Genomic DNA, 21933 nt, shown 5'->3' on the forward strand with positions numbered 1-21933 from the left:
GACGCTAGTGTTTCTGAAAACGAAACGCAAGGGAGAACGCATGCCGACTCCGCGCCCCGGACATCCCGTACGCGGATCGACCACGGGCCGGCCGATCATGGCGGCCATGGATCTGCTCGGCCGCCGCTGGGCGCTGCGCGTGATCTGGGAGCTGCGCGACGAGCCCCTCGGCGCGCGCGCACTGCTGGCCCGCTGTGAGGGGCTGTCGTCGAGCGTCCTGTACCAGCGTCTCGGTGAGCTCACCGAGAGCGGCCTGGCGACTGCGGGCGAGGGAGGTTACGAGCTGACGCCGCTGGGCCGGGATCTCGGCCGGGCGCTGGGGCCGCTCGACGAGTGGGCGAACCGTTGGGCCAAGACCTAAACCCTGGCGAGCGTACGGTCCGAAACCGGCCACCCGAGCAGGACACGCAGTTCCTCCGGCCGGGCCAGCTCGTCGGCGCCCAGCTCGGCGCGGGCGATCTGGTAGCCCACCGACTGGTCGGGGTCGTAGCCGAAGATCTCGGGCCACTGGCGGCGCTGGCGCGGCTCGCCGCCGAAGGTGGTGTCGCCGTTCTCGAGGACCATCGGGTCGCCGTAGACCGCGCCCTGGCAGCCGGCCAGCAGGCCGTAGAAGATCGCGCTGCACAGACGGTTGGAGACCACGCGGCGGTGCCGGCGCAGTTCGGCGAGCTGGCGCACCAGGAAATCGCGGTCGGTGTCACGCCACCAGAAACCGCGGTAGCCGTGACAGATGACCCGGAAACCGGCGTTCTCGTACAGCTTGCGGATCGCCCGGACCCGGTGCTCGTTCCAGTACAGGCAGACCGTGATCGGGCCGGACTCGTGCGCCTTGATCTCGTCGATCAACCGCCGGTGGTCGCCCATCACCTCCTGCCCCTCCCAGCCGTGGAACGGGTAGAAGATCGTGCCCTCGCGCTCGTCGTCGGCCGGCGGGTCCATCTCGAGCAGGTAGGCGAACGGGGAACCGACCACCACGGTGTCGCGCCGGCCCTGCGACCAGGCCCGACGGCGAACCTGCTCGGACCAGACCAGCAGCCGGCTGCCCTCGACGAACGGCACGCCGGGGGCGAGGCCGTCGCCGATGTTCCACCCGTGCTGAAGGTAGCCCTGGATGCGGGGCGGGTGCAGCGGCTCGGGCAGCTCGCAGTACCGGGCCAGCACGTGGGCGTGCCCGTAGTAGTAGTTCGCGTGATGCATACCCTCACCGACCCCGGAGTCCCGCCGGAAAACCGAGCGGATACGTTCGGTCCCGGCGTTGGATGGTACCCGCCACGGCGGCGGTGCCCGAAAGCGCGCGGGACCATCGAACTGCGGACGAACGGATGACGCCAGCCATGAGAACTCGGGAGCGCGGCGGCTATCGCCAGTCGGCGCTGGTGCTCGGCACGGCCCAGCTCGGCGGCGCGTACGGGATAGCCAACCGCACCGGCGTGCCGGGCGACGACGCGGTCGCGACCATCCTGGCCACCGCCCGAAGCCTCGGCGTCACCCACCTCGACACCGCCCGCGCCTACGGCGAGAGCGAGCGGCGCATCGGCGCCGTCGACCACGGCCTCTCGGTGATCACGAAGGTGGCGCCGGGCGTGCCGGTCCGCGAGAGCGTCGACGCGAGCCGGGCCGCGCTGCGCCCGCGCGGGCCGCTGACGATCCTGCTGCACCGGGCGGCCGACGCCGACGACGGCTGGTCCGAGCTGCGGACGACGCTGGACACCGGCGAGGCCGATCGGATCGGCGTCTCGGTGCAGTCCCCCGACGAGCTGCGCCGGGTCCTCGACCTGCCCGACCTCGGGTACGTCCAGCTGCCCTGCAACATCCTGGACCGGCGGTGGCTCGACACCGATCTGGGGCAGCGGCCCGACCTCGTCGTGACGGTGCGCAGCGCGTACCTCCAAGGTCTGCTTGTGGCCGGAACGGCCGTGCGCTGGCCGAACGTGCCGGACGCCGACCGCGACGCCGTGGTGGCCACGCTCGACAAGCTCGCGGCCGGCCTCGGTCGCGACGGCCGCGCCGACCTCTGCCTGGCCTACCTGCTGTCGCTGCCCTGGGTGACCTCGCTGGTCGTCGGCGCGGAGACCGAGGAGCAGCTGCGCGCCAACGCCGCCCTGATCGCCCGCCCGCCACTGACCGCCGACGAACGCGCACACGTTCTTCAGGAGCTGCCCGAGATGCCGGTGGACCTGCTCGACCCGAGCCGGTGGTCGAAATGATCACCCCGAACGACCTCTTCGGCCTAGACGGCAAGGTGGCCGTGGTGACCGGCGCGACCGGCCGGCTCGGCCCGGTCATGGCCGAGGCGCTGGCCGGCGCCGGCGCGCGGGTCTGGCTGGTCGGCCGCGACCAGGGCCGCCTGGACGCCCTGGCCGCGAAACTCGGCTGTGAGGCCGCGCGCTGCGACGTCACCGTCGACGACGACGTCGTGGCCCTCGGCGAGACCCTGCGCCGGGCCGGCGGCCGGGTCGACGTGCTCGTGCACAACGCCCACGTCGGCCGGGGCGGGTCGCTGCGCTCCGCGAAACCGGCCGACTATCTGGCGGCGGCCGACCTCGCCCTGGCCGCGTTCCAGCGCCTGCTCGACGCGACCCGCGACCTGTTGGTGGCCGCGGCGGCCGACAGCTCCCCCGCCGTGATCGCCATCGCCTCGATGTACGGCCTGGTCAGCCCCAAGCCGCACCTGTACGACACGCCGGAGGCCGGCAACCCGCCCTACTACGGCGCGGTGAAAGCCGGCCTGGTGCAGCTCGCCCGGTACGCCGCGGTCGAGCTCGGCCCGGCCGGGGTGCGGGTCAACTGCCTGACGCCGGGGGCGTTCCCGGGCGGCGGCGACCCTTCGCTACTGGCGCGGCTGGGCAGCCAGACGCCACTCGGCCGGGTCGGGGACCCGGCCGAGATCGCTACCTCGGTGCTTTATCTGGCGTCACCGCGCAGCAGCTTCACGACCGGCGCCAACCTCGTGGTCGACGGCGGGTGGACCGCCTGGTGAGGCTCAGGCGGAACCGGTCACCTTGCAGGTGACTCCGCCGTCGCCTGCGTCGATGAGGGTGCTCTGCTCCATGCGCGACGTGTCCCCCGATCCGATGTCGCGCACCAGCACGGTGTCGGTGTCGATCAGTTTGCCGTCCTTGGCGTGGTACTCGACCCGAATCGTCGCGGTCTGCGTGCTGGAGGACCGGTTGTGCACCTCGAGTCCGACCGTGGCGACGCTGCCGGACGACTGGCACTTGGTCACCTTGACGTCGAAGCCGGTGCCCGTCGACGGCCAGAACAGCCAGTAGCCGATGCCGAGAAGCGCGACGACCGCGACGGCGATCACCGCCCACTTGCCGCCCGATCCCCGCGCGGGCGGAGGCGGTGGCGGTGTCTGCTCCCAGCCGGAGCCCGGCTGCCAGTTGGGTCGTGCGGGTAGCGCCGGCGCAGGCGTCGGCTGCGCCCACGAGGGTTGCTGACCGGTGTATTGCGGGCCGGGATATTGCGGCCCGGAGTGCTGCGGACCGGAGTGCTGGGGGCCGATATGCGGTTGCTGGCCGGTGTGCCGAGGTCCTTGAGGCCAGCGTTCGTCGGGGGAAGGCGGCTGATATCCCTGGTGCGAATTCGCGTAAGACATCGAGCGTCCTTGCACGATGGGTGTGGGGGCGCTCACACTCTTGTCCTCAAATTGATCGCCGTCGAGTCTTACGACCTGAACCTCGGCTGATCGTCAAGAGAAACTGGACGATCGGATGAAGTCCTGCAGCCTGTCTACAACGAATGCGCGACGGTTGAACCCACAGACCTCTGCGGCAGACTACAACATCGACATCTGACGATTAGGCGTGTGAGCTGGGCACGGCCTCGCCAAAGCCGGCAATTTCCCCGTACGCGTCATCCGCGCCAGTCACGCGCGGCCGGTGGCCGGGCTGAGCGTGCCATGGGCCGGGCGGCGCATGGTTGCGCGGGGTGCGACCGATCGCCGTCGGTGCTGCGGCAGCCGCGCGGTCATGATTGATTGACGACTCGATGTGCGTATCGGGATGCCAGCGGCGCACCTTCAGCGACAGCCGGCGAACAATGATGACGACGTGCGCGTAGCGAACACCTGCGCATCAATGTTCAGCAGCAGTCGGCGAAGGATGCGCGCTTCCAGTGCGTAGCGGACACGAATTCAGGCACTGTCCCGCAGCAGGTGACCGGCCGGTCTTGGCGGGGTCCGGGGCTGTGCCCCCGGCCGCCGGAGGCCCTCAGTTGCTGGTGCTGGGATGCACTCGCCCTGCCAGGGAGTCCGCAGCGGCCTGAGGGCGCGCATGAGCCCTGGCAATCGACGTCACCGAAGCGTCAAGAGACTTGAGGCTGTCGGCGACAGTCTTCATACGACCCTGGGGCGACGTCGAGGATTCGGCGTAAGTCTCGGCCTTCACCAGGGCGACATCGATCACGAACTTGTCCTCGTACTCTGTCCCGTCGGCCGACTCGCACGTGATCGTCACTGTGCACTGATCGGGAGTCGGCTCCGTGTTGCGGAACTGGTCGTCATCTCCCGCCCGCCCAATGAACCACAGGTTCGACAACTTCATCTCGGGCGTGAGGGTCGGGATGGGCTTCTCGTAGCGGCGCTTGAGGAACGTTGTAAGGCTCTGGGCCGGGTTGTTCGGGTCAGGGATCGGCGGATCAAACGTGACCTTGACGTTGCGGGCAATCGTCGGACCGAAGTTCTTGACGACCAGCGCGATCATCCCTTTGGAGTATTCGACCGGCTGAAGTTCCGCCGCGACCATCGGCCTACTCCGGTTGCGGCTGTCGGTTCGGGCCTGCCTGAGCGTGCGAACGCCATTGATAGCTGCCCACCAGGCAGCGACCCCGCCTGCGCACGCCGCGCCTGCGGGCTGTCGAACGTCGATCACCCGATCGGATGAGCCCCGAACGTTTGCTGCTTGGGAATGCTCGGGCGCTTCGTCGTGTCCGACGGGACTCAGGGTCTGCGCGGCCATGCCCCAAAGCCGCGCCTTGAAGATGTAGAGAGAGTTCGCCCTTCAATTGCCCTAAACGGATCTCTCGCGCCCTGACCAGGGCGTGAACGTGCGGAACGTCGCATCTCTGCGCAGCTACACCTCAGCCGGGAGTGTGTGGTTGACAGCGGGTCGCAGGCTGTTCGCCGACGATCTCGGCCAACCGATTCACGACCAAACCTGGTCGAAGCTGTGGGCGCAGTGGCGGCGAGGCGGTCGCGACCCTCATCCGGCTCTGAAGCGTGCCGGATTTGGTCCTAACGATCACTGGCCAGCGTTTCCGCTGGCCAGTCGATGTGAGAGTGGAGCTGAGGGGATTTGAACCCCTGACCCCCTCGATGCGAACGAGGTGCGCTACCAGTCTGCGCCACAGCCCCTCGATGGAACGCGTCCGTCGAACCGCAGCAAGGCTAACAGGTCAGCGGACGGGCTTGCGAACCGGACCCCCCAAACATCACGCCGTGTGGTGCCGTCCACCGGCCTCGTACGCCCGCCCCCGCAACCCGCCGCCCCGCCGGTACGAAACGGACGCCGCCGGCAGCTCCGACGGTTCCCGGTCGATACCCATCGCCGCCCGCCGCACGGCCTCCCGCTGGGCCGCCAGCCGCCGCTGCGCCTCCCGCCGCGCCGCCGCTCGCCGGGCCTGTTCGCGCCGCACCTCGGCCTGCCGCGCCGCCAGCCACGCGGCCTCGCGCGCCTCGATCCGCCGGCGCCGCCGATCGGCCAGCGCCCGGTTCCGCAGGTGCACCAGGTAGAGAGCGAGCAGCGACCCGGTCACCGCGAACCCGATCCAGAACCCCGGACCGACCGACAGCACCCCGACCAGCTCGATGACGTTGAGCAGCAGCAGCGCCGCGAAGACCCGGCGCCGCCGCACCATCGCCGGCGTGTGCCGCCGCGGCGGGATCCGGCGCGGCGACCGGCCGGTCACCAGGCGCAGTCGCCGTTCCGGAGCGGGAGCCGACGGAACCGTAACCGTGACGGCCCGCCCGGGGTTGATCGGTCGGCGTCCGGGCACGGTGCGGCGACGGCGGCGGCGCTGCAGCACCCGCGCCGTCGACGACGCCCGCTCCGCGGCCAGCCGCTCGGTCGCGTCGTAACGGCGAACGAGCGCCGGCGCGAGGGCGAGCAGTCCGGCCGCGGCGAGGACGGCGAGGAGCACCGAGGTCGGCACCCTCACCCCTCCCGTCAGCTACGGGCGGCCCGCTCTACCCGAAAAACAAGGCGGACCGCAAGACCCAATCTCCCCGAGGCTACGGGCGGGAGCTGCGGAAATGCGCGCGCCGCGCCGGGCGCGTCACGCTGCGAAGATCGAAGCTTCAAGCACGTACGCGCCGCCAGCGGGCCAGCAGACCGCCCTCGGCGGCCACCTCCTCGCTGGTCAGGGCGTATCCAAGGTGGTCGCGCCAGCCGCCGTCGATGTGCATGTACCGCTGGTGGTAGGCCTCCTCGCGGAAGCCGAGCTTCTCCACGACGCGGCGGGACGGCCGGTTCTCCGGGCGGATGTTGACCTCGATGCGGTGCAGGCCTCCGGGCCCGAAGGCGTGGTCGACGGCGAGCGCCAGCGCGGTCGGGATGACGCCCCGGCCGGCCACCCGGGAGTCGACCCAATAGCCCGCGTACGCCGAACCGAAGGCTCGCCGCACGATGTTGCCCAGATTGAGGTGCCCGACCAGCCGATCGTCGAGGCAGACCGCGAACGGCATGCTGTCCCCGCGCCGGGCGGAACGTTTCATGTCCTGGTAGACGTAGGCGTACGCGCGGGTCGAGTTCATCTCGGCCCACGGACCGGGCGGCGACGACTCCCACGGCGCGAGCCATTTCTGGTTGGCGATGCGCACCTCCGACCACGCGCGCGCGTCACCCCTTTTGTAGGGCCGCAGCAGCACGGGGCCGTCCGCCAGGACGGCAGGCCATCCGGGCGTCGAGCCCAGCATCATCGCCTCCGGTCGAGGAGTAACACGTCAACGGTCGACCCGGCCGCGGCCGAGGTGACCCGCTCGCCGAGGACCAGCAGACCGTTGGCCTCGGCAAGGCCGGAGAGAGTGTACGGCCCACCGGCGAGCGGCTGCACCGTGTGGCCACCGCCGCGCCGTTCGGCCACGTGAGCGGGGCGGAACTCGCGGAGCCCGCCGGGCGAGGAGACGGTTTCCAGCAGGTGCGCCTTGACGCTGGGTCGGAACACCGGCTCGGCGCCGGCGAGCAGCTGGATGACCGGCCGGGCCAGCACCTCGAAGCCGATCAGCGCGGCGCCGGGCTCGCCGGGCAGGCAGACGACCGGCACCTCCTCGCCGCCGACCGTGCCGAAGCCGAGCGTCGCGCCGGGACAGAGGGCCACGTCGGTGAACTCGACGACGCCCCGGCCCGGGTCACGCCGGGAGAGGACGCGGCGCAGCATGTCGCCGGGCCCGGTGCCGGTGCCGCCGGTCGTGATGATCAGGTCGGCGCGCAGCGTCTGGTCCTCGAGCAGGCCGCGCAGGCCCTCCGGGTCGTCGTCGCAGATCCCGATCCGGTACGCGAGCGCGCCGGCCTCGACCGCGGCGGCCGTGAGCGCGTGCGAGTTCGCGTCGACGACCTGCCCGGGCTGGCTGGGCCGGCCCACGTCGACCAGCTCGTCGCCGGTCGCCACCACGACCACGCGCGGGCTGGGCCGCACGATCACGTGACCGATGCCGGCTGCGGCGAACGTGGCCACCATGGCCGGCGTCACGTAGGTGCCGGCCGAGGCGAGCAGCTGACCGGCGGCCAGCTCCTCGCCCGTACGCCGGACACCCGAACCGCGCTTGGGCGCATGCAGGATCTCGACGGCCGCCATGCCCTGGTCGGTCCAGTGCACGGGGACGACCACGTCGGTGCCGATCGGCAGCGGCGCGCCGGCCGCCACCGAGAAACAGGTGCCCGGGGTGAGCCGCACCGGACGCCAGCTGGCCGCGCCGAGGTCGCCGACGACGTTGAGCCGCACCGGGCGCGGCCCGCCCTCGAACTTGCCGAAGGACGGATGCGAGCCGATGCGCCCGGCCGACGCGAGGTCCTCCCACCGGGCCGCGTATCCGTCGATCGCGGCCTGGTCGAAGGCGGGGTACGGGTGCGGCGCGAGCACGTCACCGGCGAGCACGTTGCCGTGCGCCTGGGTGAGGTCGAGGTCGAGCGGAGGCAGCGCCCGAAGCCTGCGCAGCACGCTGCCCAGGTATTCGGCGAGAGGCATCAGCTCGTTGGCGGCCGCCTCGGCATCGGCCGTTGCCGTCATCCCTTCGCACCGCCGGCGACAAACTCGGCGAGCCAGGAACGGAACTCTTCGCCGAGGTCGGCCCGCTTGCTCGCCAACATCACCACCGCTTGAAGGTAACCCAGCGGCATGCCGGTGTCGTAACGGAAGCCCCGGTAGATGATGCCGTGCACCGGCACGCCGTCCGCCAGGAGCTGGGCCATGGCGTCGGTCAGCTGGATCTCGCCGCCGCTGCCGGGCTTGGTGTTGGCGATCGCGTCGAAGATCGCGGCGGGCAGGATGTACCGGCCCAAAACCGCCAGGTTCGAGGGCGCCTCGTCGGGGGCGGGCTTCTCGACCAGGCCGGTGACCTCGACGATGTCGTCGCCCAGGGAAGAGGGCGCCACCGAAGCAATGCCGTAGCGCGACGTTTCGGAAGGCTTGACCTCCATGAAGGCGAGCACGATCCCGCCGGTCCGCGCCTGCAGGTCGAGCATGGCGGGCAGCAGCGGCTTGTCTTCCTCGACGAACTCGTCGCCGAGCAGAACCGCGAACGCGTTGTCGCCGATGTGCGAGGCGGCGACGCCGACCGCGTGGCCGAGGCCGAGCGGCTCGCCCTGGCGGCAGGTGTAGATGTCGGCCAGCTCGCTGGTGCGGCGGACGGCGGCGAGCCGCTCGAGGTCGCCCTTCTCCTCGAGGCGCTGCTCGACGTCGGGGCGGCGGTCGAAGTGGTCCACCATGGAGGTCTTGCCGCGCCCAGTCACCAGGAGCACGTCGGTGATGCCGGCGGCGGCCGCCTCCTCCACGATGTATTGCAGCACGGGCCGGTCGACAACCGGCAGAAGCTCTTTGGGGACCGCTTTGGTGGCCGGCAGGAACCGCGTAGCCAGCCCAGCCGCGGGAATGACGGCCTTGACCGCCCGCCGACGGGTCGCATGCGCGTTCTGGGTCATCAGGTCACCGCACCTTCGCTCGGATCGTGCCCGGATATTCCGCGAGACTATCGGCCGCGTGCCTGACGCGGCGGCTGCGGCCCACCGCTCGGACCCACGGCAGGATCAAAATTCATTTCGGGTACGCGGCGAGTCGCGTCCTCGGCGAGACGGTAGGTGTCCCGGCCCGCGTTCTTCGCGGCGTACAGGGCATCGTCGGCCGCCTCGAGCACCTCCTGCGCCGTCGCGCCGTGCTCGGGGAAGACCGCCACCCCGATCGACACCGTCACCGGGACGGCGCCGCGCGCCTCGATCGACACCGGCCGGGCGCGCACCGCCGCACCGAGACGCTCGGCCACGATCACCCCGCCGTACGCGTCGGTCTCCGGCAGCAGCACCACGAACTCCTCCCCGCCCTGGCGGAACGCCACGTCCACCTCACGCAGCCCGATCCGGATCCGGCGGGCGAACTCGCCCAGCACGGCGTCACCGGCCGCGTGCCCGTACGTGTCGTTGACCTCCTTGAAGTGGTCGAGATCAAGCACCAGCACGGCCAGCTTCCGGCCGAACCGGCTCGCCCGCTCCACCTCCCGGCGCAACGATTCCCGCAGATAACGGTAATTCCACAGGCCGGTGAGCGGGTCGGTGAGCGAGAGCCGCTGAGCCTCCTCGTGTACCCGGACGTTGTGCACGGCAACCCCGGCCTGCCCGGCGAAGGTGCGCAGCGTCCCCAGGTCGGCGTCGTCGAAATCGTCGCCGCCGACCCGGTCGTAGAGGGCGAGCACCCCGAGGGTCGCCGGCGCGGACTCGCCCGGCAGCAGCGGATCGTCGACGCCGGCCGGCGCGCGGATCGGCACGGCGACGTAGGTGCGGCAGGGCGGCTCGGCCGAGGCCAGCTCCCCGTGCCCGCGCCGCGGCTCGCCGCCCGCCGCGACCGTGCCGAGCACCCCCGAGCCGACCGGCAGGCGCAGCGCGCCGAGCTCGGCCTCGGGCACGTCCCAGGCACCGGTCAGTCCGATCGCGCTGTGCGCCACCAGGTGCCCGCCGGCCGGGTCGAGCAGCAGCACGAGCCCGGCCCGCGCCCCGGTCGCGGCCAGCGCGGTCCGCAGGATGACCTGCAGTATCCGGTCGACGTCGTGGGTGCTGGACAGGGTCTCGCCGAGGATCGCGAGGTGTCCGCGGAGCTGGTCGCGGCTGGCGGTGAGCGCCTGCACGTAGGCCTGCAGCTCGCGGGTCATCCGGTTGAAGGTGGCGGCCAGCCGCCCGAGCTCGTCGGGGCGCACGATCGGCACCCGGGTGTCCAGGTCGCCCCCGGCCACCTGGTCGGCCGCCCAGGCCAGATCGCCCAGCGGCCGGGTGGTCGACCGCGCCAGCCAGCGGGACACGACGATCCCGGCGGCGCCCGCGGCGAGGACGACGGTGAGCAGGACGGCGTACAGGAAGGTGGGTTTGGTCCTGGGCACGGTGAGCGTGAGTCGCAGCGGCTGGCCCGGCCCCGCGCTCAGCTCGCGGCTGCCCGGCGTGGCGTGGCCGTCGAGGCTGATGCTCGCCCCGCTGGTGGCGGCGAGGCGATCGAGGAAGGAATCGTCGACCGACTGCGCCGCGGTGATCGCGACCGTGCCGATCGTGGCGGTGGCGGCGATCGCGTCGGCCTGGCCGCCGGTGGGCGCGGCACAGTCCTGCCAGCTGTCGCTCGCGCCAACGGGTACGGACTCGAGGATGTGGATGTCGCTGGCCAGGCCGCGCGCGACGAGCTGGTTGGCGACCGCGGTCCGCTCCCCGGGGGGCACGACGGCGACGGCGTCCGCGGCGGCCTGCAGCTGACGGCAGATCGCCCCTATTCCGGTACGCACGGTGGTCGCGGCATGATCGAGTCGCTCGGCCGTCCGATCACGGCTCACGGTGGCGACGGTCAGCGCGACGAAGATGCACCCGAGCAGGACCGGACCGAGAACGACCACCAGGAACGCGGTGGTCAACCGGCCACGTAGCGTCACGCATCCTCCCGGGAGTGGCCCTCTTTGGAGCGATGCTGACATAGTGTGCACCGTTTGCCGCTTTTTGAAAGGGGGTGTTGCATGTCCGATTTAACCGGTGACGAAGAACGATCACGAGCAGCCAAGATCGCGCTGCGCAGTCACCTGATTACAGCACGACGGGCGCTCACTCCCAGCGACCGGCTGGCCGCCGCGTCTCTCCTTCAAAATCACATTCTTGCTTTCGTACGGCGGGAGCACCCGTCCACGATCGCCGCGTATCTCCCGGTCGGATCCGAACCCGGCGGCTCCGACCTGCCCTCGGTGCTGGCCGCACACGCCCGCGTCCTGCTGCCGGTCCTGCTGCCGGACAATGACCTGGACTGGGCAACATTCACCGGATCGGTATCGCCCGGGCCGCGCGGGCTGCTGGAGCCGGACGGGCCACGGCTGGGCGTCTCGGCGGTTTCCGGGGCCGACCTCGTGCTGGTGCCGGCGCTGGCCGTCGACGCGTCCGGCGTACGGATGGGCCGCGGGGGCGGTTCCTACGACCGGGTGCTGACCCGCCTGCCCGTCGGCCGGCCGCCGCTGGTCGTCGCGCTGCTGCACGACGGCGAGTTCGTCGACGCGGTGCCGGCCGAGCCGCACGACCGGCCGGTGCACGGCGCGATCACACCTCGTGGTGGCTTGACTCTCAACCGCGCAGCCGAGTGGACGAAATGACCTCCGATGGCGCAACATTGGCACTCGGAGTTGGCGAGTGCCAGCAGCCGAAGGATCCGGAGGGGCCGTGCCTACCTACCAGTACGCCTGCACCGAGTGCGGACACCAGCTCGAGGCCGTTCAGTCGTTCTCCGACGCGGCGCTCACCGAGTGCCCGAACTGCCAGGGCAAGCTCCGCAAGGTCTTCAACTCGGTCGGCATCGTCTTCAAGGGCTCCGGCTTCTACCGCAACGACTCCCGCGCGGGTGCCGTGAGCGCCGAGAAGTCGAACGGCTCCGACGCGAAGAAGTCCGAGTCCACGACCTCGTCCCCCGCTACGTCGTCCTCCACCGCTGCCGCGTCGACGTCGTCCTCGTCGGGCTCGTCTTCGTCTTCGGGCTCGTCGGGGTCGTCGTCGGGGTCGTCGTCGTCCACGACCGCCGCCGCCTGACCTCTTTTCCGCACAGCTTCGTCGCGCGCCAGGCCACCGGCCTGGCGCGCGTCTTTGTGCCCCGGCTGCGGGCCTTAGCAAGATCGCCGCCGCCGCGGGGGTTGTCCACAGCTCGCGGCTGTCCACAGGTTCCCCGCGGGCGATCTTCGATCCGGCCTAGCTTCTGTCCCGGCGCCACGACCACGGCGCTTCGGCAGACGGGAAGGATCGACCAATGGGCAGGCCCGGCAAGCCCCGGTTCGGGACGGCCCATTCCTCGGCACGCGGGTCCGATCGGCGCCTGGATCCCGTGCGCCGGCGCCGGCCGTCCCGCGGCACGCTGCTCCGCCTGGTAGCGGCCGCGGTGCTGCTGGCGACCGCCGCCGTCGCGTCGTGGTCACCCGCACCGTCGGGGTCCTGCGCCCCGGCCGTTCCCTCGGGTTCCGCCTCCGCCTCGGCGCGTGCCTCCACCGGTGCGGTGCCGCCCGGCAGCGTCGGCGTGCCCGTCCGGCTGGCCGATCCCACCGCCCTGAGCCTCGTACGCCCCGGCAACCGCATCGATCTGCTCAGCGTCGACGATGCGGGCGACACCACGGCCGTTGCCGCGTCCGCCCTGGTCCTGCGGGTCACCGGGGCCGGCGACCCCACCGCCGGCGGCTTGCTGCTGGCCCTGTCACCCAGCGAGGCCGATCGGGCCGTGGCCGCCCCCGGCCACGGTTTCGCGATCCTGATCCGCTCGGGATGATCACCAGTGCGGCGGGCGGTCCTCCCAGAGCCGCTCGTCGTTGCTGTCGCCGCGCTCCCCCCAACCACGCTCGGTGTCGTCGCGGGTCTGGTCCGGCAGGACAACCGCCTCCTCGGACTCGAAGTCGACCTCGCGTTCCGCGTCGTTGTCGCGCTCAGGCTCATCCAGGATGTCCACGGCTTCGAGGGTAAGCCGCGCCGCTGCAGCCGTCTTCCCCCTTCGGCTGTACCGTCGGTGAACGTGAGCTCCCCCACCGGCGCCCCGGACGACGCGTACTGGCAGCGACCCGATCCCGAGTCCACCCCGCCCGGCCCGCCGCCGGCCCCCACGGCCAAGCCCACCTCCGGCCCCGCCTATCAGGGCCCGCCGCGCGCGACCCCGCCGCCGCCCGACTGGCGGCCACCCACGTTCACCCCGCCCCCGGCGCCCCGCGCCCTGCCCCCGCAGGACATGGACGCCCTAGACGACGCCGAGGGCTCCGCACGCACGGTCACCTACGGCGTCGGCCTGGTGGCGGGCGCGATCGCCCTCATCCTCATGTGCCTGCTCTGCGCCCGAGCCCTCTTCTGACCACGCCCGCGCCCTCCGCCGCGCCCCCGCCCAACGCCGACCGCGCCCTGCACCCGCCCTCCGCCGCGCCCCCGCGCAACGCCGACCGCGCCCGTGCCCTGCACTCGCGCCCTCCGCTGTGCTCCCGCCCGAACCCGACCGCGCCCTGCACCCGCCCTCCGCTGCGCCCCCGCCCAACGCCGACCGCGCCCCGCGCTGCGGTGACCGCGGCCCGCTCTGCGCCCGCGCTCCGCGGTAACCACGGCCCCGATCTGACCAGGGCCTGATCTGACCGCACCCTCTTTGACCGCGGTCGCCGCCGGCCGCCTCTCGGGCGGCCGGCGCGAGCATCTTCCCTAGTAGCTGCCCCAGACCGCGTGGGCGCCCGAGTCGCCGGTGCGGTAGACGTAGTACCCCGCGATCACGGCCAGCACGATCATGGCCGCCGATAGCACCCACTGCACGATCTTGGGCGCCGAGCCCCGGGCCAGGATGACCGCCACGATGCTGACCAGCCCCAGCGCCAGCGTGAACCAGAAGGTCATCGTGCCGAAGTGCATGTGGTCGTCGAGGATCACCTTGCCGTTGGCCGACATGTTCGGCGCGAGCCGGTCGTACAGCTTCTGGCCGGACTCCTTGGCCACGAACGTGCAGATGGGCGCCACGATGCCGAGCAGCAGGACGGCCCAGCCGATCTTCGCGCGCCATGGCCCGACCAGCGCGTAGACGATGGCGCCGAGTGCCAGGAGCGGAACGAAGACGACCGCCGCGTGCAGCACGAGGACGTGCACGGGCAGGCCGTTTATCTGGTCGAACAAGTCGCCTCCTCGATCGTGGAACGGGACCGCCAGCCGGAAAGTGTCTGACGGCGCAAAGATCCGCTGTGTGCGCTTACGCCGGGCGGCCTACTCCGGTTCACCGGTCGGCCGATCTTGTGATATCCCACCAGAACGGGCGGCCTCGCAGGGTCACGAGTTGGGCTTTTCCGGTAACCGTGCTCTCATGGACGGATGTCCACCGGCGAAGATCTGCTGCGCGCGCACGGCCTCCGGGTCACCCGCCCGCGCCTCGCCGTGCTGGAGGTTCTCACCGCCGGCGGCCACCTCGAGGTGGAGGACGTCGCCCGCCAGGTGCGCACCCGGCTCGACTCGGTCTCGACCCAGGCGGTGTACGACGTGCTGGGCGCCCTGTCCCGGGCCGGGCTGGCCCGCCGCATCGAGCCGGCCGGCAGCCCCGCCCGCTTCGAGGCCCGGGTGGGCGACAACCACCACCACATCGTGTGCCGGGGCTGCGGCGCTATCGCCGACGTCGACTGCACTGTCGGCGAGCGCCCGTGCCTGACCCCGAGCGACTCCCAGGGTTTCGAGCTGGATGAGGCCGAGGTCACCTTCTGGGGCCTGTGCCCCGATTGCCAGGCGCAACGCCGGGCGGACGCGGCACTCTAAGACCCGAGCGGGTCGCCCTTCCTGAACGGGTTCAAGTTTCCCCGTACTCCGTGGCAATCTTGAGTTCATGAGTGGGGACTTGGGGCTGTTCGGGCCGGATTCCGTCACCTGGAGACTGCACCGGGAACCGATCCTCATGCTCGGTGGGCTCCGCTCGCTCTATCTGCAGGCTCTGCACCCACGCGCGGTCGCCGGCGTCACGCAGAACTCGAACTACCGCTCCGACCCGTGGGGCCGCCTCACCCGCACCTCGACCTACGTCGGCACGGTCATCTGGGGCACCACCGAGGAGGCGCGGCTGGCCGCGAGCCGGGTGCGCCGCCTGCACGCCCGGATGACCGCGGTCGACCCGCGCACCGGCGAGCGGTTCCGCATCGACGAGCCCGAGCTGCTGCGCTGGGTGCACGTCGCCGAGGTCGAGTCGTTCCTGACTACCGCGGTCCGCGCCGGCGTCCGCCTGACCTCCGACGAGATCGACCGCTACTACACCGAGCAGCTCAAGGCGGCCGAGCTGATGGGCATCGACCCGACCACGGTCCCCGCGACCGCCGCCGAGGTGACCGCCTACTACGACGAGGTGCAGCCCCAGCTGAGCCTGACCCGGGAGAGCGTCGACACGGCCCTGTTCCTGACCGTGCCATCGGTGCCACGGAGCTGGGGCGGCCGCGCTTTCCGCCTGGGCCTGACGCTGGGCCCGACCCGCTGGGCCTACTTCGGCATCGCCGCCACGGCCATCGGCATGCTGCCCCCGTGGGCCCGCCGCCTCTACGGCGGACTCGGCTGGCCCGGCACCGACCTGACCGCCGACCTCTCCGCCCGCGGCCTGCGCCTCCTGCTCTCCACAGTCCTGTCCACGATCCCGCGCAGCCTCCGCGTAACCCCCATGCGCGAAGCCGCCCTAGCCCGAGCCGCAGCCGCTTCGGGCTCCTAGCCCGCACCCGCCAACCCACCGGGCGTCGGCCCCGCGGTCAGCGCGCAGCACGCCGCCCACCGGGCGTCGGCCCCGCCGTCAGCGCGCAGCGCACCACCCACCGGGCGCCGGCCCCGCCGTCAGCCCGCTGCGCGCCAGCCCACCCGCGCCGCCGGGCAGGAGCGACGCGTCAGCTGCCCAGATGCTCCACCGCCGCCCACGGCTCCTTGGCCGGGACCTCCTGACCGGCCGGGCAGACCTTGCGGAAGTCGCACCAGCCACACAGCACCCCCGGATTCGTCGGGAACTCCGCGTCGGCGTCGGCGCCGCCGGAAACCGCGCGCTCGGCGGCCATGATGTCGCCCGCGGTCTCCTCCGCGCGCCGCACCTGACGGGCCAGCGAATCCTCGGTGTGCTCGTGCGCCGCGATCGTGCCGGTCGGCAGATGATGCAGCTCGACCCGATGACACGGCCGGCGGAACACCCGCTGCGCCGCCCACGCGTAGAGCGCCAGCGCCTGAGACCCCCGCGCGTCATCGGCATCGAGCCCGTTGCGGCCGGTCTTGTAGTCGACGATCACCGCCTCGCCGTCGCGGCCGTCGATGCGGTCGGCGCGGCCGTTGAACGCGAGCACCGACGTCTTCGTGGCGACGACCCGCTCGACGCCCAACGGTTCCTCGCCCGGGTCGAGACTCGCCGCGTAACCCTCGAGCCAATGCTGCGCCTGCTTGTAGGCCGCCCGCTCCTGATCGACGTCGCGATAGCCCTCACGCACCCACGTCGGCCGGAGCAGGCCGGCCAGCGCGACGGGTGTGCGGCGATCGGCGGCCAACGCATACCAATTTTTCAGGGCGGTGTGGACGCTGGCCCCGAGCGAGTTATGCGCCCACGGCGGCCCCTTGGGCGGGGTCGGACGGTCGACGTAGGAATACCGATACCGCCGGGGGCAGTCGACGAACGTGCCCAGCTTGCTCGGCGTGCAGACGAACAGCCGCTCGGGCATGCCGTCGAAGCCGAGCTGCTCGGGAACCGACCGGGCGGATCTGGTGAAGGCCACGTGCTAATCCTGCCAGCACCCCCCGACAAAATTTCAGCGCGCGGCCGTGTACAGCTCCACGAAGGCGTCCACCGAGTCGGCGATCAGCTGCACGGCGATCGCGGCCAGCAGCAGGCCGGCGATGCGGGTCAGCACCTCGATGCCGGCCGGGCGCAGCAGCCTGACGATCACTCCGGAGAAGCGCAGGACCAGCCAGACCGTGAGCATCACGAGCAGGATGCCGATCCCGATCACCAGGTACTCGTCGAACCCGTCGGCACGCCGTACGAACAGCATGGTCGCGACGATCGCACCCGGCCCGGCCAGCAGCGGCGTGCCGATCGGCACGAGCGCCACGTTGCTGGTGCCGCCCTGCTCGGAGGGCTCGTCGGTCTTGCCGGTGAGCAGCTGCAACGCGACCAGCACCAGCAGCAGGCCGCCGGCGCCCTGCAGCGCGGGCAGCTGGACGTGCAGGTAGTCGAGCAGCGTCTGCCCCGCGACCGCGAACCCGACGATGACTCCGAGGGCGAGCAGCACCGCCTGGGTGGCCGCCTTCATCCGGGCCATCGACGCCATGGTTCCGGTCAGCGCCAGGAACACGGGCACCATGCCGGGCGGGTCGACGATGACCAGCAGGGTCACGTAGACCTCACCGAGGAGCTTCAGATTCACCCGATCAAGGTAGGGGTTGACGCTCCGTTCATGCGGGCCGGTAGGGCGAGGGTCACCCCAGGACCGGCACTCCCGTCGCGGCGGAGACGATTTTCTCGTACGCCTCGGGAGCGGTGGTGAACGCACCCAGCCCGACCGTCTTGTGCGAACCGTGGAAGTCGGATGATCCGGTGACCACCAGACCGAGCCCCTCGGCCAGTGCGCGCACGTGCGCCCGCTCCTCGGGCGTGTGGTCCTCGTGGTCGGCCTCGAGTCCGAAAAGGCCCACGTCGGCGAGCTCCGCGATCAACCGGTCAGGCACTACGCGCCCCCGCACCGTCGCCCGTGGATGCGCGAAAACCGGCACCCCACCCGCGGCCCGTACGGCTCGCACGCCTTCAAAAACATCAAGATCAGCCTTGGGTACGAAATATCGCGAGCCCAGCCAGCGCGAGGCGAATGCCTCGTTGGTGGTGCGGACCAGTCCCGCCCGGATCAGGGCCTGAGCGATGTGCGGCCGCCCGACCGAACCGCCGGCCGAGTAGCCGCGCACCTCGTCCCACGTGATCGGCACCCCGTCGGCGCGCAGTTTGTTCACGATCTTTTCCGCCCGCTGCTCCCGGTCGTCGCGCAGCGCGGCCAGGTCGGCGGCGAGCCGCGGCTCGGCCGGGTCGAAGAGATAGGCCAGCAAATGCAGCGCGATCGGCCACTCCTCACCGCCGAACCAGCGGCAGGACAGCTCGGCGCCGCGCACCAGCCGCATCCCCTCCGGGAGCGCCGCCGCGGCCTCGGCCCACCCGCCGGTCGTGTCGTGGTCGGTGATCGCGATGACGTCGAGACCGGCGGCCGCCCCCGCGGTGACCAGTTGCGCGGGGGTGAGGGTGCCGTCGCTGGCGGTCGAATGGCAGTGCAAGTCGATTCTGGGCAGGTCGATTCTGGTCACCCGAAAACGTTACCGGCCGCACACAACCAGCGACCGCGGGGAAGCGAGATCCCTTCGTCACATGCCCGACGGTCAGGCGTCGTCGCCGTCCCCGTCCTTACCCAGCCGCGCCTCGACGGCCTGCGGCTCGTACATCTCCTCGACGACCCGCAGGTAGAGCTCGTTGGGGTTGGGCAGGTGCCTGACCTCGCGGAGCGCCTGGTCCTGGCCGGCCGACTCCAGCACGAACGTGCCGTAGCTGAGCATGCGGCCCAGCGCGGACTGTTCGTACTTCATGTCGGTCACCCGCAGGAGGGGCATCATCGCCACCCGCCGGGTGACGATGCCGTTGACCACCATCACCCGCTTGTTGGTGAGGATGAAGCGGTCGAAATACCAGTCGAAGACTCGCCACGCGACCCAGCCGATGACCCCGAGCCAGACCAGCACGGCGACCGTGACCATGCCGTCGACGTGCTGGCGAGTCAGGAAGCCGGCCAGGTAACCCAGCAGGAGCGTGGCGCCCGCGCCGATCAACAGCGGTATGGAGAGGTGGATCCAGTGCCGTTTCCACTCGCCGCGATAGCGCTCGGTGGGGAAGAGATAGCGCGCGACAAGGGTGGTCGGCTCGTCCTCGAGCGGAAGCACCCGGCGCGGTCCGCCGCCACCACCCTCGGGGCCGAGGCCGGCGAGTTCCTCCTCGGTGATGATCGGCGCTTCGTACTCGCCCGCGTCGGTCGCATAGCCCACGTCGGGGGAGTAGCCGGCGTCGGGGCTGAAGCCCGCGTCCGGCGAGAAGCCGGGACCTTCCGAATAGCGCCGCCGCGGCGGATAGTCGGGATCTTCGTACGCGGGATCTTCGTAACCGAAGCTCTCGTCGTCGTCCCGAGGGCGCCCGGCACCCTCGCCTCGAGGCTCGTGCGGCTCAGCAGGACCACCCATGTAGTGATGCTAAGCGACAAGGTTCGTGAAGAACTGGCCGAAGCCCCGGGCAATATCGGCGATCGTCCCTCCGAGGGAGGCGAACACATCCGCCGCCGAGTTCGGGTTGAAGGCGATGAAAAAGATCAAGAACGCGATACCAAGCCAGGTGAGAACCTTCTTGATCATGGCGGGCCTTCTCCTGTGGGTGCGGGTGACGGTCAGCGCCGCGGCAGTACTGACGGTATCAGCTTCGTCGCTCGGTGTGAACAATGTGACCGAAAAGCCGATACCGTAACCGCAGGTCAGGGCCCTCGAGTATCAGGCCCGGCCGTGCAGGTACGGCGACGGCGCTCCGTACACAAGCTCGGGCGGCACCCCCTCGGAGAGGTCGTGCAGAACGACGTGCTCCGCGAGGAAGTAACCCGCGCTTGCGGGCCACGCTACCGCATAGAGCCACATTCCTTTTGCCTCACTCACGTAGGCGCTTCGATCCTCCGGGGACTTGACGCACCACAGTGGAGTGGGGTGGCCGGCCGCCTTGATCTTGGCATGCGGGCCGGGGTGTCCACTGGGGTCGGCGAGCGCCTCGGTGATCAGATATCCCGGGTCTATGCCGGGGATTCCGGCGAATCGGGTACCCAGCCCGACGCCCGGCTGCTCGGCGATCAGAACCACATCGGCCGGTCCGCCCGCGAGGGGCTCGGGGCCGCTGCACGAGATCGCGCTGGCGCGTACGCCCGTGCGGTCGTCGCCGGCCCAGCCGACCCCGGTCACCATCCAGCCAGCGGGCAGCGGCCACGGGCACCAGAACGGCACCTTCTCCGCCCGCGGGGTGCGCTGCCGCAGCATGCTCTCGACGATCTCGGCGCTGATGTGCTCCGCGACGTGGAACGGCGGTACGTCGCCGCAGTTGTCACAGCGCCAGTCGCTGTGCATCAGATCCGGTTTCCGGACCTGCGCACCGCACCTGGGGCAACTCACCGTGACACCCACACACATAACCGTGCGGTTTAGGGAAGCCCTCGTCAAGCGGATCCGCAGAACCCGGACTTATCAGAAAGATTCACTCGGGCGGGGGTACCGCGTGGGCGCGGATCCACGCGTGCATGGCTATCCCGCTGGCCACCCCGGCGTTTATCGAACGGGTCGACCCGTACTGCGCGATGGAGAACAACTGGCTGCAGGCGGCGCGGGCGGAATCGGACAGCCCGGGCCCCTCCTGACCGAAGAGCAGGACGCACCGGCGCGGCAGGGTGACGGTCTCCATCGGGCGCGAGCCGGGCAGGTTGTCGATCCCGATCACCGGGAGGTCGCTCTCGGCCGCCCAGGCGATGAACTCACCGATCGTCGGGTGGTGCCGGATGTGCTGATAACGATCAGTGACCATGGCGCCCCGCCGGTTCCACTTCCGGAGCCCGACGATGTGCACCTCGGCGGCGAGGAACGCGTTGGCGTTGCGTACCACCGTGCCGATGTTGAGATCGTGCTGCCAGTTCTCGATCGCCACGTGGAAGTCGTGCCGGCGGGTGTCCAGGTCGGCCACGACGGCCTCCCGCCGCCAGTACCGATAGCGATCCACGACGTTGCGGCGGTCACCCTGCGCGAGCAGTTCGGGGTCGTACCGCGGATCGGTCGGGAATTCGCCCACCCAGGGCCCCACGCCCACCTCGGTCGACTGATCCTCATCGGCAGTCACGGGCGGATACGCTACCCAGCGGGTGGAGACGCAATGAGCGGCGGGGCCCTCCCCGGCACCCGCCGCCCACGCTCTGTTGAAGGCCAGTCTGCCTCACCGTGAGTATCGATGTGAAGGACTTTCAGATGTGAGCCAAATCACATTTAGGTTTATTAACTATTACCGTCGGTACGGCAAGTGACGCAGGCCAGCGGTGGTGTGGGCCCCTCGCGGATGCCATGTCGCGGTTTCTCGCTGCAAAACGGACGTCACAACCTGCTTCAGAAGTGAGAGCGCTCTCCCTACTTATCGTTACGATGAGTGGTCCGAGGCCAACACCCTGTTCCGAAAACGTGCCCCAGGACACGTGTCACCCGTTCGCCGAGCGGGAATGGGGCAGGGGGGCGAAGAGTTTCATGAACGCAAGCCTTTTTTCCCGTGGACGGAGACATCATGGCGACCCTGGCGTTGACCGCTGAGAACTTCGACGAGGTCACCAACAAGGACGGCATCGTCCTGGTCGACTTCTGGGCGAGCTGGTGCGGCCCGTGTATCCGATTCGCGCCGACGTACGAGCGCTCCTCGGAGAAGCACCAGGAGATCACGTTCGGCAAGGTCGACACCGAGGCCGAGCAGGCGATCGCCGCGAAGTTCGACATTCGCTCGATCCCCACGATCATGGCGATCCGCGACGGCGTCATCGTTTTCTCGCAGCCCGGCGCCCTCCCGGAGTCGGCGCTGGAGAACCTGATCGAGCAGGTCGAGAAGCTCGACATGGACGACGTGCGCAAGCAGCTCGCGGCCCACAGCCACTGACGTAGGCCCATAGCACCAGGCCCGCGGACCGAACCG

General features: G+C 70.7%; 27 protein-coding genes and 1 tRNA gene. 10 read left to right on the forward strand and 18 right to left on the reverse strand.

Going from position 1 to position 21933, the window contains the following annotated elements; all coding sequences use genetic code 11:
• Positions 1-40 precede the first annotated feature (40 nt).
• A complete protein-coding gene (locus tag A3CQ_RS0120970) occupies positions 41-361 on the forward strand; it encodes a winged helix-turn-helix transcriptional regulator (RefSeq protein WP_040432656.1) in 321 nt (106 codons plus the stop codon).
• Here the strand turns inward: A3CQ_RS0120970 and A3CQ_RS0120975 are convergent.
• Positions 358-1197, reverse strand: a complete 840-nt coding sequence (locus A3CQ_RS0120975; RefSeq protein ID WP_020512915.1) for a hypothetical protein — start codon at positions 1195-1197, stop codon at positions 358-360. The two genes, A3CQ_RS0120970 and A3CQ_RS0120975, sit on opposite strands and share 4 nt — an antisense overlap.
• 137 nt (positions 1198-1334) lie before the next feature.
• Between A3CQ_RS0120975 and A3CQ_RS57600 the strand changes: the two genes are divergently transcribed.
• Positions 1335-2207: an aldo/keto reductase gene (locus A3CQ_RS57600; RefSeq protein ID WP_020512916.1), complete on the forward strand. Its 873-nt coding sequence runs from the start codon at positions 1335-1337 to the stop codon at positions 2205-2207.
• Positions 2204-2980: an SDR family NAD(P)-dependent oxidoreductase gene (locus tag A3CQ_RS0120985; RefSeq protein WP_020512917.1), complete on the forward strand. Its 777-nt coding sequence runs from the start codon at positions 2204-2206 to the stop codon at positions 2978-2980. Before A3CQ_RS57600 ends, A3CQ_RS0120985 begins: the two co-directional genes overlap by 4 nt.
• A gap of 3 nt (positions 2981-2983) precedes the next feature.
• Here A3CQ_RS0120985 and A3CQ_RS0120990 read toward each other — a convergent pair whose 3' ends face one another.
• The 8 genes from A3CQ_RS0120990 to A3CQ_RS0121025 all read right to left on the reverse strand — a co-directional run bounded on the left by A3CQ_RS0120990 (position 2984) and on the right by A3CQ_RS0121025 (position 11113).
• Positions 2984-3310 (reverse strand): hypothetical protein, encoded by a 327-nt coding sequence (locus tag A3CQ_RS0120990; RefSeq protein WP_020512918.1) that lies wholly within the window; start codon positions 3308-3310, stop codon positions 2984-2986.
• 904 nt (positions 3311-4214) lie between these two features.
• Positions 4215-4961 (reverse strand): DUF8453 domain-containing protein, encoded by a 747-nt coding sequence (locus A3CQ_RS57605; RefSeq protein ID WP_157296121.1) that lies wholly within the window; start codon positions 4959-4961, stop codon positions 4215-4217.
• 321 nt (positions 4962-5282) lie between these two features.
• A tRNA-Ala gene (locus A3CQ_RS0121000) sits at positions 5283-5356 on the reverse strand.
• A 77-nt stretch (positions 5357-5433) separates the two neighbouring features.
• Entirely contained in the window at positions 5434-6153 is a 720-nt protein-coding gene (sepX, locus tag A3CQ_RS0121005) for a divisome protein SepX/GlpR (RefSeq protein WP_020512920.1), read from the reverse strand.
• 145 nt (positions 6154-6298) lie between these two features.
• A complete protein-coding gene (locus A3CQ_RS0121010) occupies positions 6299-6919 on the reverse strand; it encodes a GNAT family N-acetyltransferase (RefSeq protein ID WP_020512921.1) in 621 nt (206 codons plus the stop codon).
• Complete coding sequence (locus A3CQ_RS0121015) at positions 6916-8226, reverse strand: molybdopterin molybdotransferase MoeA (protein WP_020512922.1); 1311 nt, start codon at positions 8224-8226, stop codon at positions 6916-6918. Before A3CQ_RS0121015 ends, A3CQ_RS0121010 begins: the two co-directional genes overlap by 4 nt.
• Positions 8223-9137 (reverse strand): UTP--glucose-1-phosphate uridylyltransferase, encoded by a 915-nt coding sequence (locus A3CQ_RS0121020; protein ID WP_020512923.1) that lies wholly within the window; start codon positions 9135-9137, stop codon positions 8223-8225. Before A3CQ_RS0121020 ends, A3CQ_RS0121015 begins: the two co-directional genes overlap by 4 nt.
• A 47-nt stretch (positions 9138-9184) precedes the next feature.
• Complete coding sequence (locus A3CQ_RS0121025) at positions 9185-11113, reverse strand: diguanylate cyclase (RefSeq protein ID WP_026205973.1); 1929 nt, start codon at positions 11111-11113, stop codon at positions 9185-9187.
• An 81-nt stretch (positions 11114-11194) separates the two neighbouring features.
• Between A3CQ_RS0121025 and A3CQ_RS0121030 the strand changes: the two genes are divergently transcribed.
• From A3CQ_RS0121030 to A3CQ_RS0121045, 3 genes are all read left to right on the forward strand, one after another.
• Complete coding sequence (locus tag A3CQ_RS0121030) at positions 11195-11815, forward strand: 5-formyltetrahydrofolate cyclo-ligase (protein ID WP_026205974.1); 621 nt, start codon at positions 11195-11197, stop codon at positions 11813-11815.
• Between the two features lie 67 nt (positions 11816-11882).
• Positions 11883-12245, forward strand: coding sequence for an FmdB family zinc ribbon protein (locus tag A3CQ_RS59240; RefSeq protein ID WP_084699161.1), 363 nt, complete (start codon positions 11883-11885; stop codon positions 12243-12245).
• Between the two features lie 214 nt (positions 12246-12459).
• Positions 12460-12969: a hypothetical protein gene (locus A3CQ_RS0121045; protein ID WP_020512927.1), complete on the forward strand. Its 510-nt coding sequence runs from the start codon at positions 12460-12462 to the stop codon at positions 12967-12969.
• On the opposite strand, the gene A3CQ_RS61700 is transcribed toward A3CQ_RS0121045, so the two are convergent.
• A complete protein-coding gene (locus tag A3CQ_RS61700) occupies positions 12970-13146 on the reverse strand; it encodes a hypothetical protein (RefSeq protein ID WP_020512928.1) in 177 nt (58 codons plus the stop codon).
• Positions 13147-13209: 63 nt separating this feature from the next.
• Between A3CQ_RS61700 and A3CQ_RS0121055 the strand changes: the two genes are divergently transcribed.
• Complete coding sequence (locus A3CQ_RS0121055; protein WP_020512929.1) at positions 13210-13539, forward strand: hypothetical protein; 330 nt, start codon at positions 13210-13212, stop codon at positions 13537-13539.
• Positions 13540-13874: 335 nt separating this feature from the next.
• Here the strand turns inward: A3CQ_RS0121055 and A3CQ_RS0121060 are convergent, their stop codons facing one another.
• Complete coding sequence (locus tag A3CQ_RS0121060) at positions 13875-14336, reverse strand: DUF2231 domain-containing protein (RefSeq protein ID WP_020512930.1); 462 nt, start codon at positions 14334-14336, stop codon at positions 13875-13877.
• Between the two features lie 192 nt (positions 14337-14528).
• On the opposite strand from A3CQ_RS0121060, the gene A3CQ_RS0121065 reads away from it, so the two are divergent.
• Entirely contained in the window at positions 14529-14963 is a 435-nt protein-coding gene (locus tag A3CQ_RS0121065; RefSeq protein WP_020512931.1) for a Fur family transcriptional regulator, read from the forward strand.
• 67 nt (positions 14964-15030) lie between these two features.
• Entirely contained in the window at positions 15031-15894 is an 864-nt protein-coding gene (locus A3CQ_RS0121070; protein ID WP_040432657.1) for an oxygenase MpaB family protein, read from the forward strand.
• A 169-nt stretch (positions 15895-16063) separates the two neighbouring features.
• Here A3CQ_RS0121070 and A3CQ_RS0121075 read toward each other — a convergent pair whose 3' ends face one another.
• The 7 genes from A3CQ_RS0121075 to A3CQ_RS0121105 all read right to left on the reverse strand — a co-directional run bounded on the left by A3CQ_RS0121075 (position 16064) and on the right by A3CQ_RS0121105 (position 21102).
• Positions 16064-16876 carry a RecB family exonuclease gene (locus tag A3CQ_RS0121075; RefSeq protein ID WP_084699172.1) on the reverse strand — a complete coding sequence of 271 codons (813 nt, stop codon included), beginning with the start codon at positions 16874-16876 and terminating at the stop codon, positions 16064-16066.
• A gap of 87 nt (positions 16877-16963) precedes the next feature.
• Positions 16964-17581 (reverse strand): MarC family protein, encoded by a 618-nt coding sequence (locus A3CQ_RS0121080; RefSeq protein ID WP_020512934.1) that lies wholly within the window; start codon positions 17579-17581, stop codon positions 16964-16966.
• Between the two features lie 52 nt (positions 17582-17633).
• Positions 17634-18494: a PHP domain-containing protein gene (locus tag A3CQ_RS0121085; protein ID WP_026205975.1), complete on the reverse strand. Its 861-nt coding sequence runs from the start codon at positions 18492-18494 to the stop codon at positions 17634-17636.
• 81 nt (positions 18495-18575) lie between these two features.
• Positions 18576-19424, reverse strand: coding sequence for a PH domain-containing protein (locus A3CQ_RS0121090; RefSeq protein ID WP_020512936.1), 849 nt, complete (start codon positions 19422-19424; stop codon positions 18576-18578).
• A 9-nt stretch (positions 19425-19433) separates the two neighbouring features.
• Positions 19434-19592 carry a hypothetical protein gene (locus tag A3CQ_RS61705; protein ID WP_020512937.1) on the reverse strand — a complete coding sequence of 53 codons (159 nt, stop codon included), beginning with the start codon at positions 19590-19592 and terminating at the stop codon, positions 19434-19436.
• A 132-nt stretch (positions 19593-19724) separates the two neighbouring features.
• Complete coding sequence (locus A3CQ_RS0121100; RefSeq protein WP_342663679.1) at positions 19725-20405, reverse strand: DUF6758 family protein; 681 nt, start codon at positions 20403-20405, stop codon at positions 19725-19727.
• 64 nt (positions 20406-20469) lie between these two features.
• Complete coding sequence (locus tag A3CQ_RS0121105) at positions 20470-21102, reverse strand: TrmH family RNA methyltransferase (RefSeq protein ID WP_026205976.1); 633 nt, start codon at positions 21100-21102, stop codon at positions 20470-20472.
• A 432-nt stretch (positions 21103-21534) separates the two neighbouring features.
• Between A3CQ_RS0121105 and trxA the strand changes: the two genes are divergently transcribed.
• Positions 21535-21897, forward strand: coding sequence for a thioredoxin (gene trxA, locus A3CQ_RS0121110; RefSeq protein WP_026205977.1), 363 nt, complete (start codon positions 21535-21537; stop codon positions 21895-21897).
• Positions 21898-21933: the final 36 nt, after the last annotated feature.

The sequence above is a fragment of the Paractinoplanes globisporus DSM 43857 genome, from assembly GCF_000379645.1.
In the GTDB taxonomy this organism is placed as follows: Bacteria; Actinomycetota; Actinomycetes; order Mycobacteriales; family Micromonosporaceae; genus Actinoplanes; species Actinoplanes globisporus.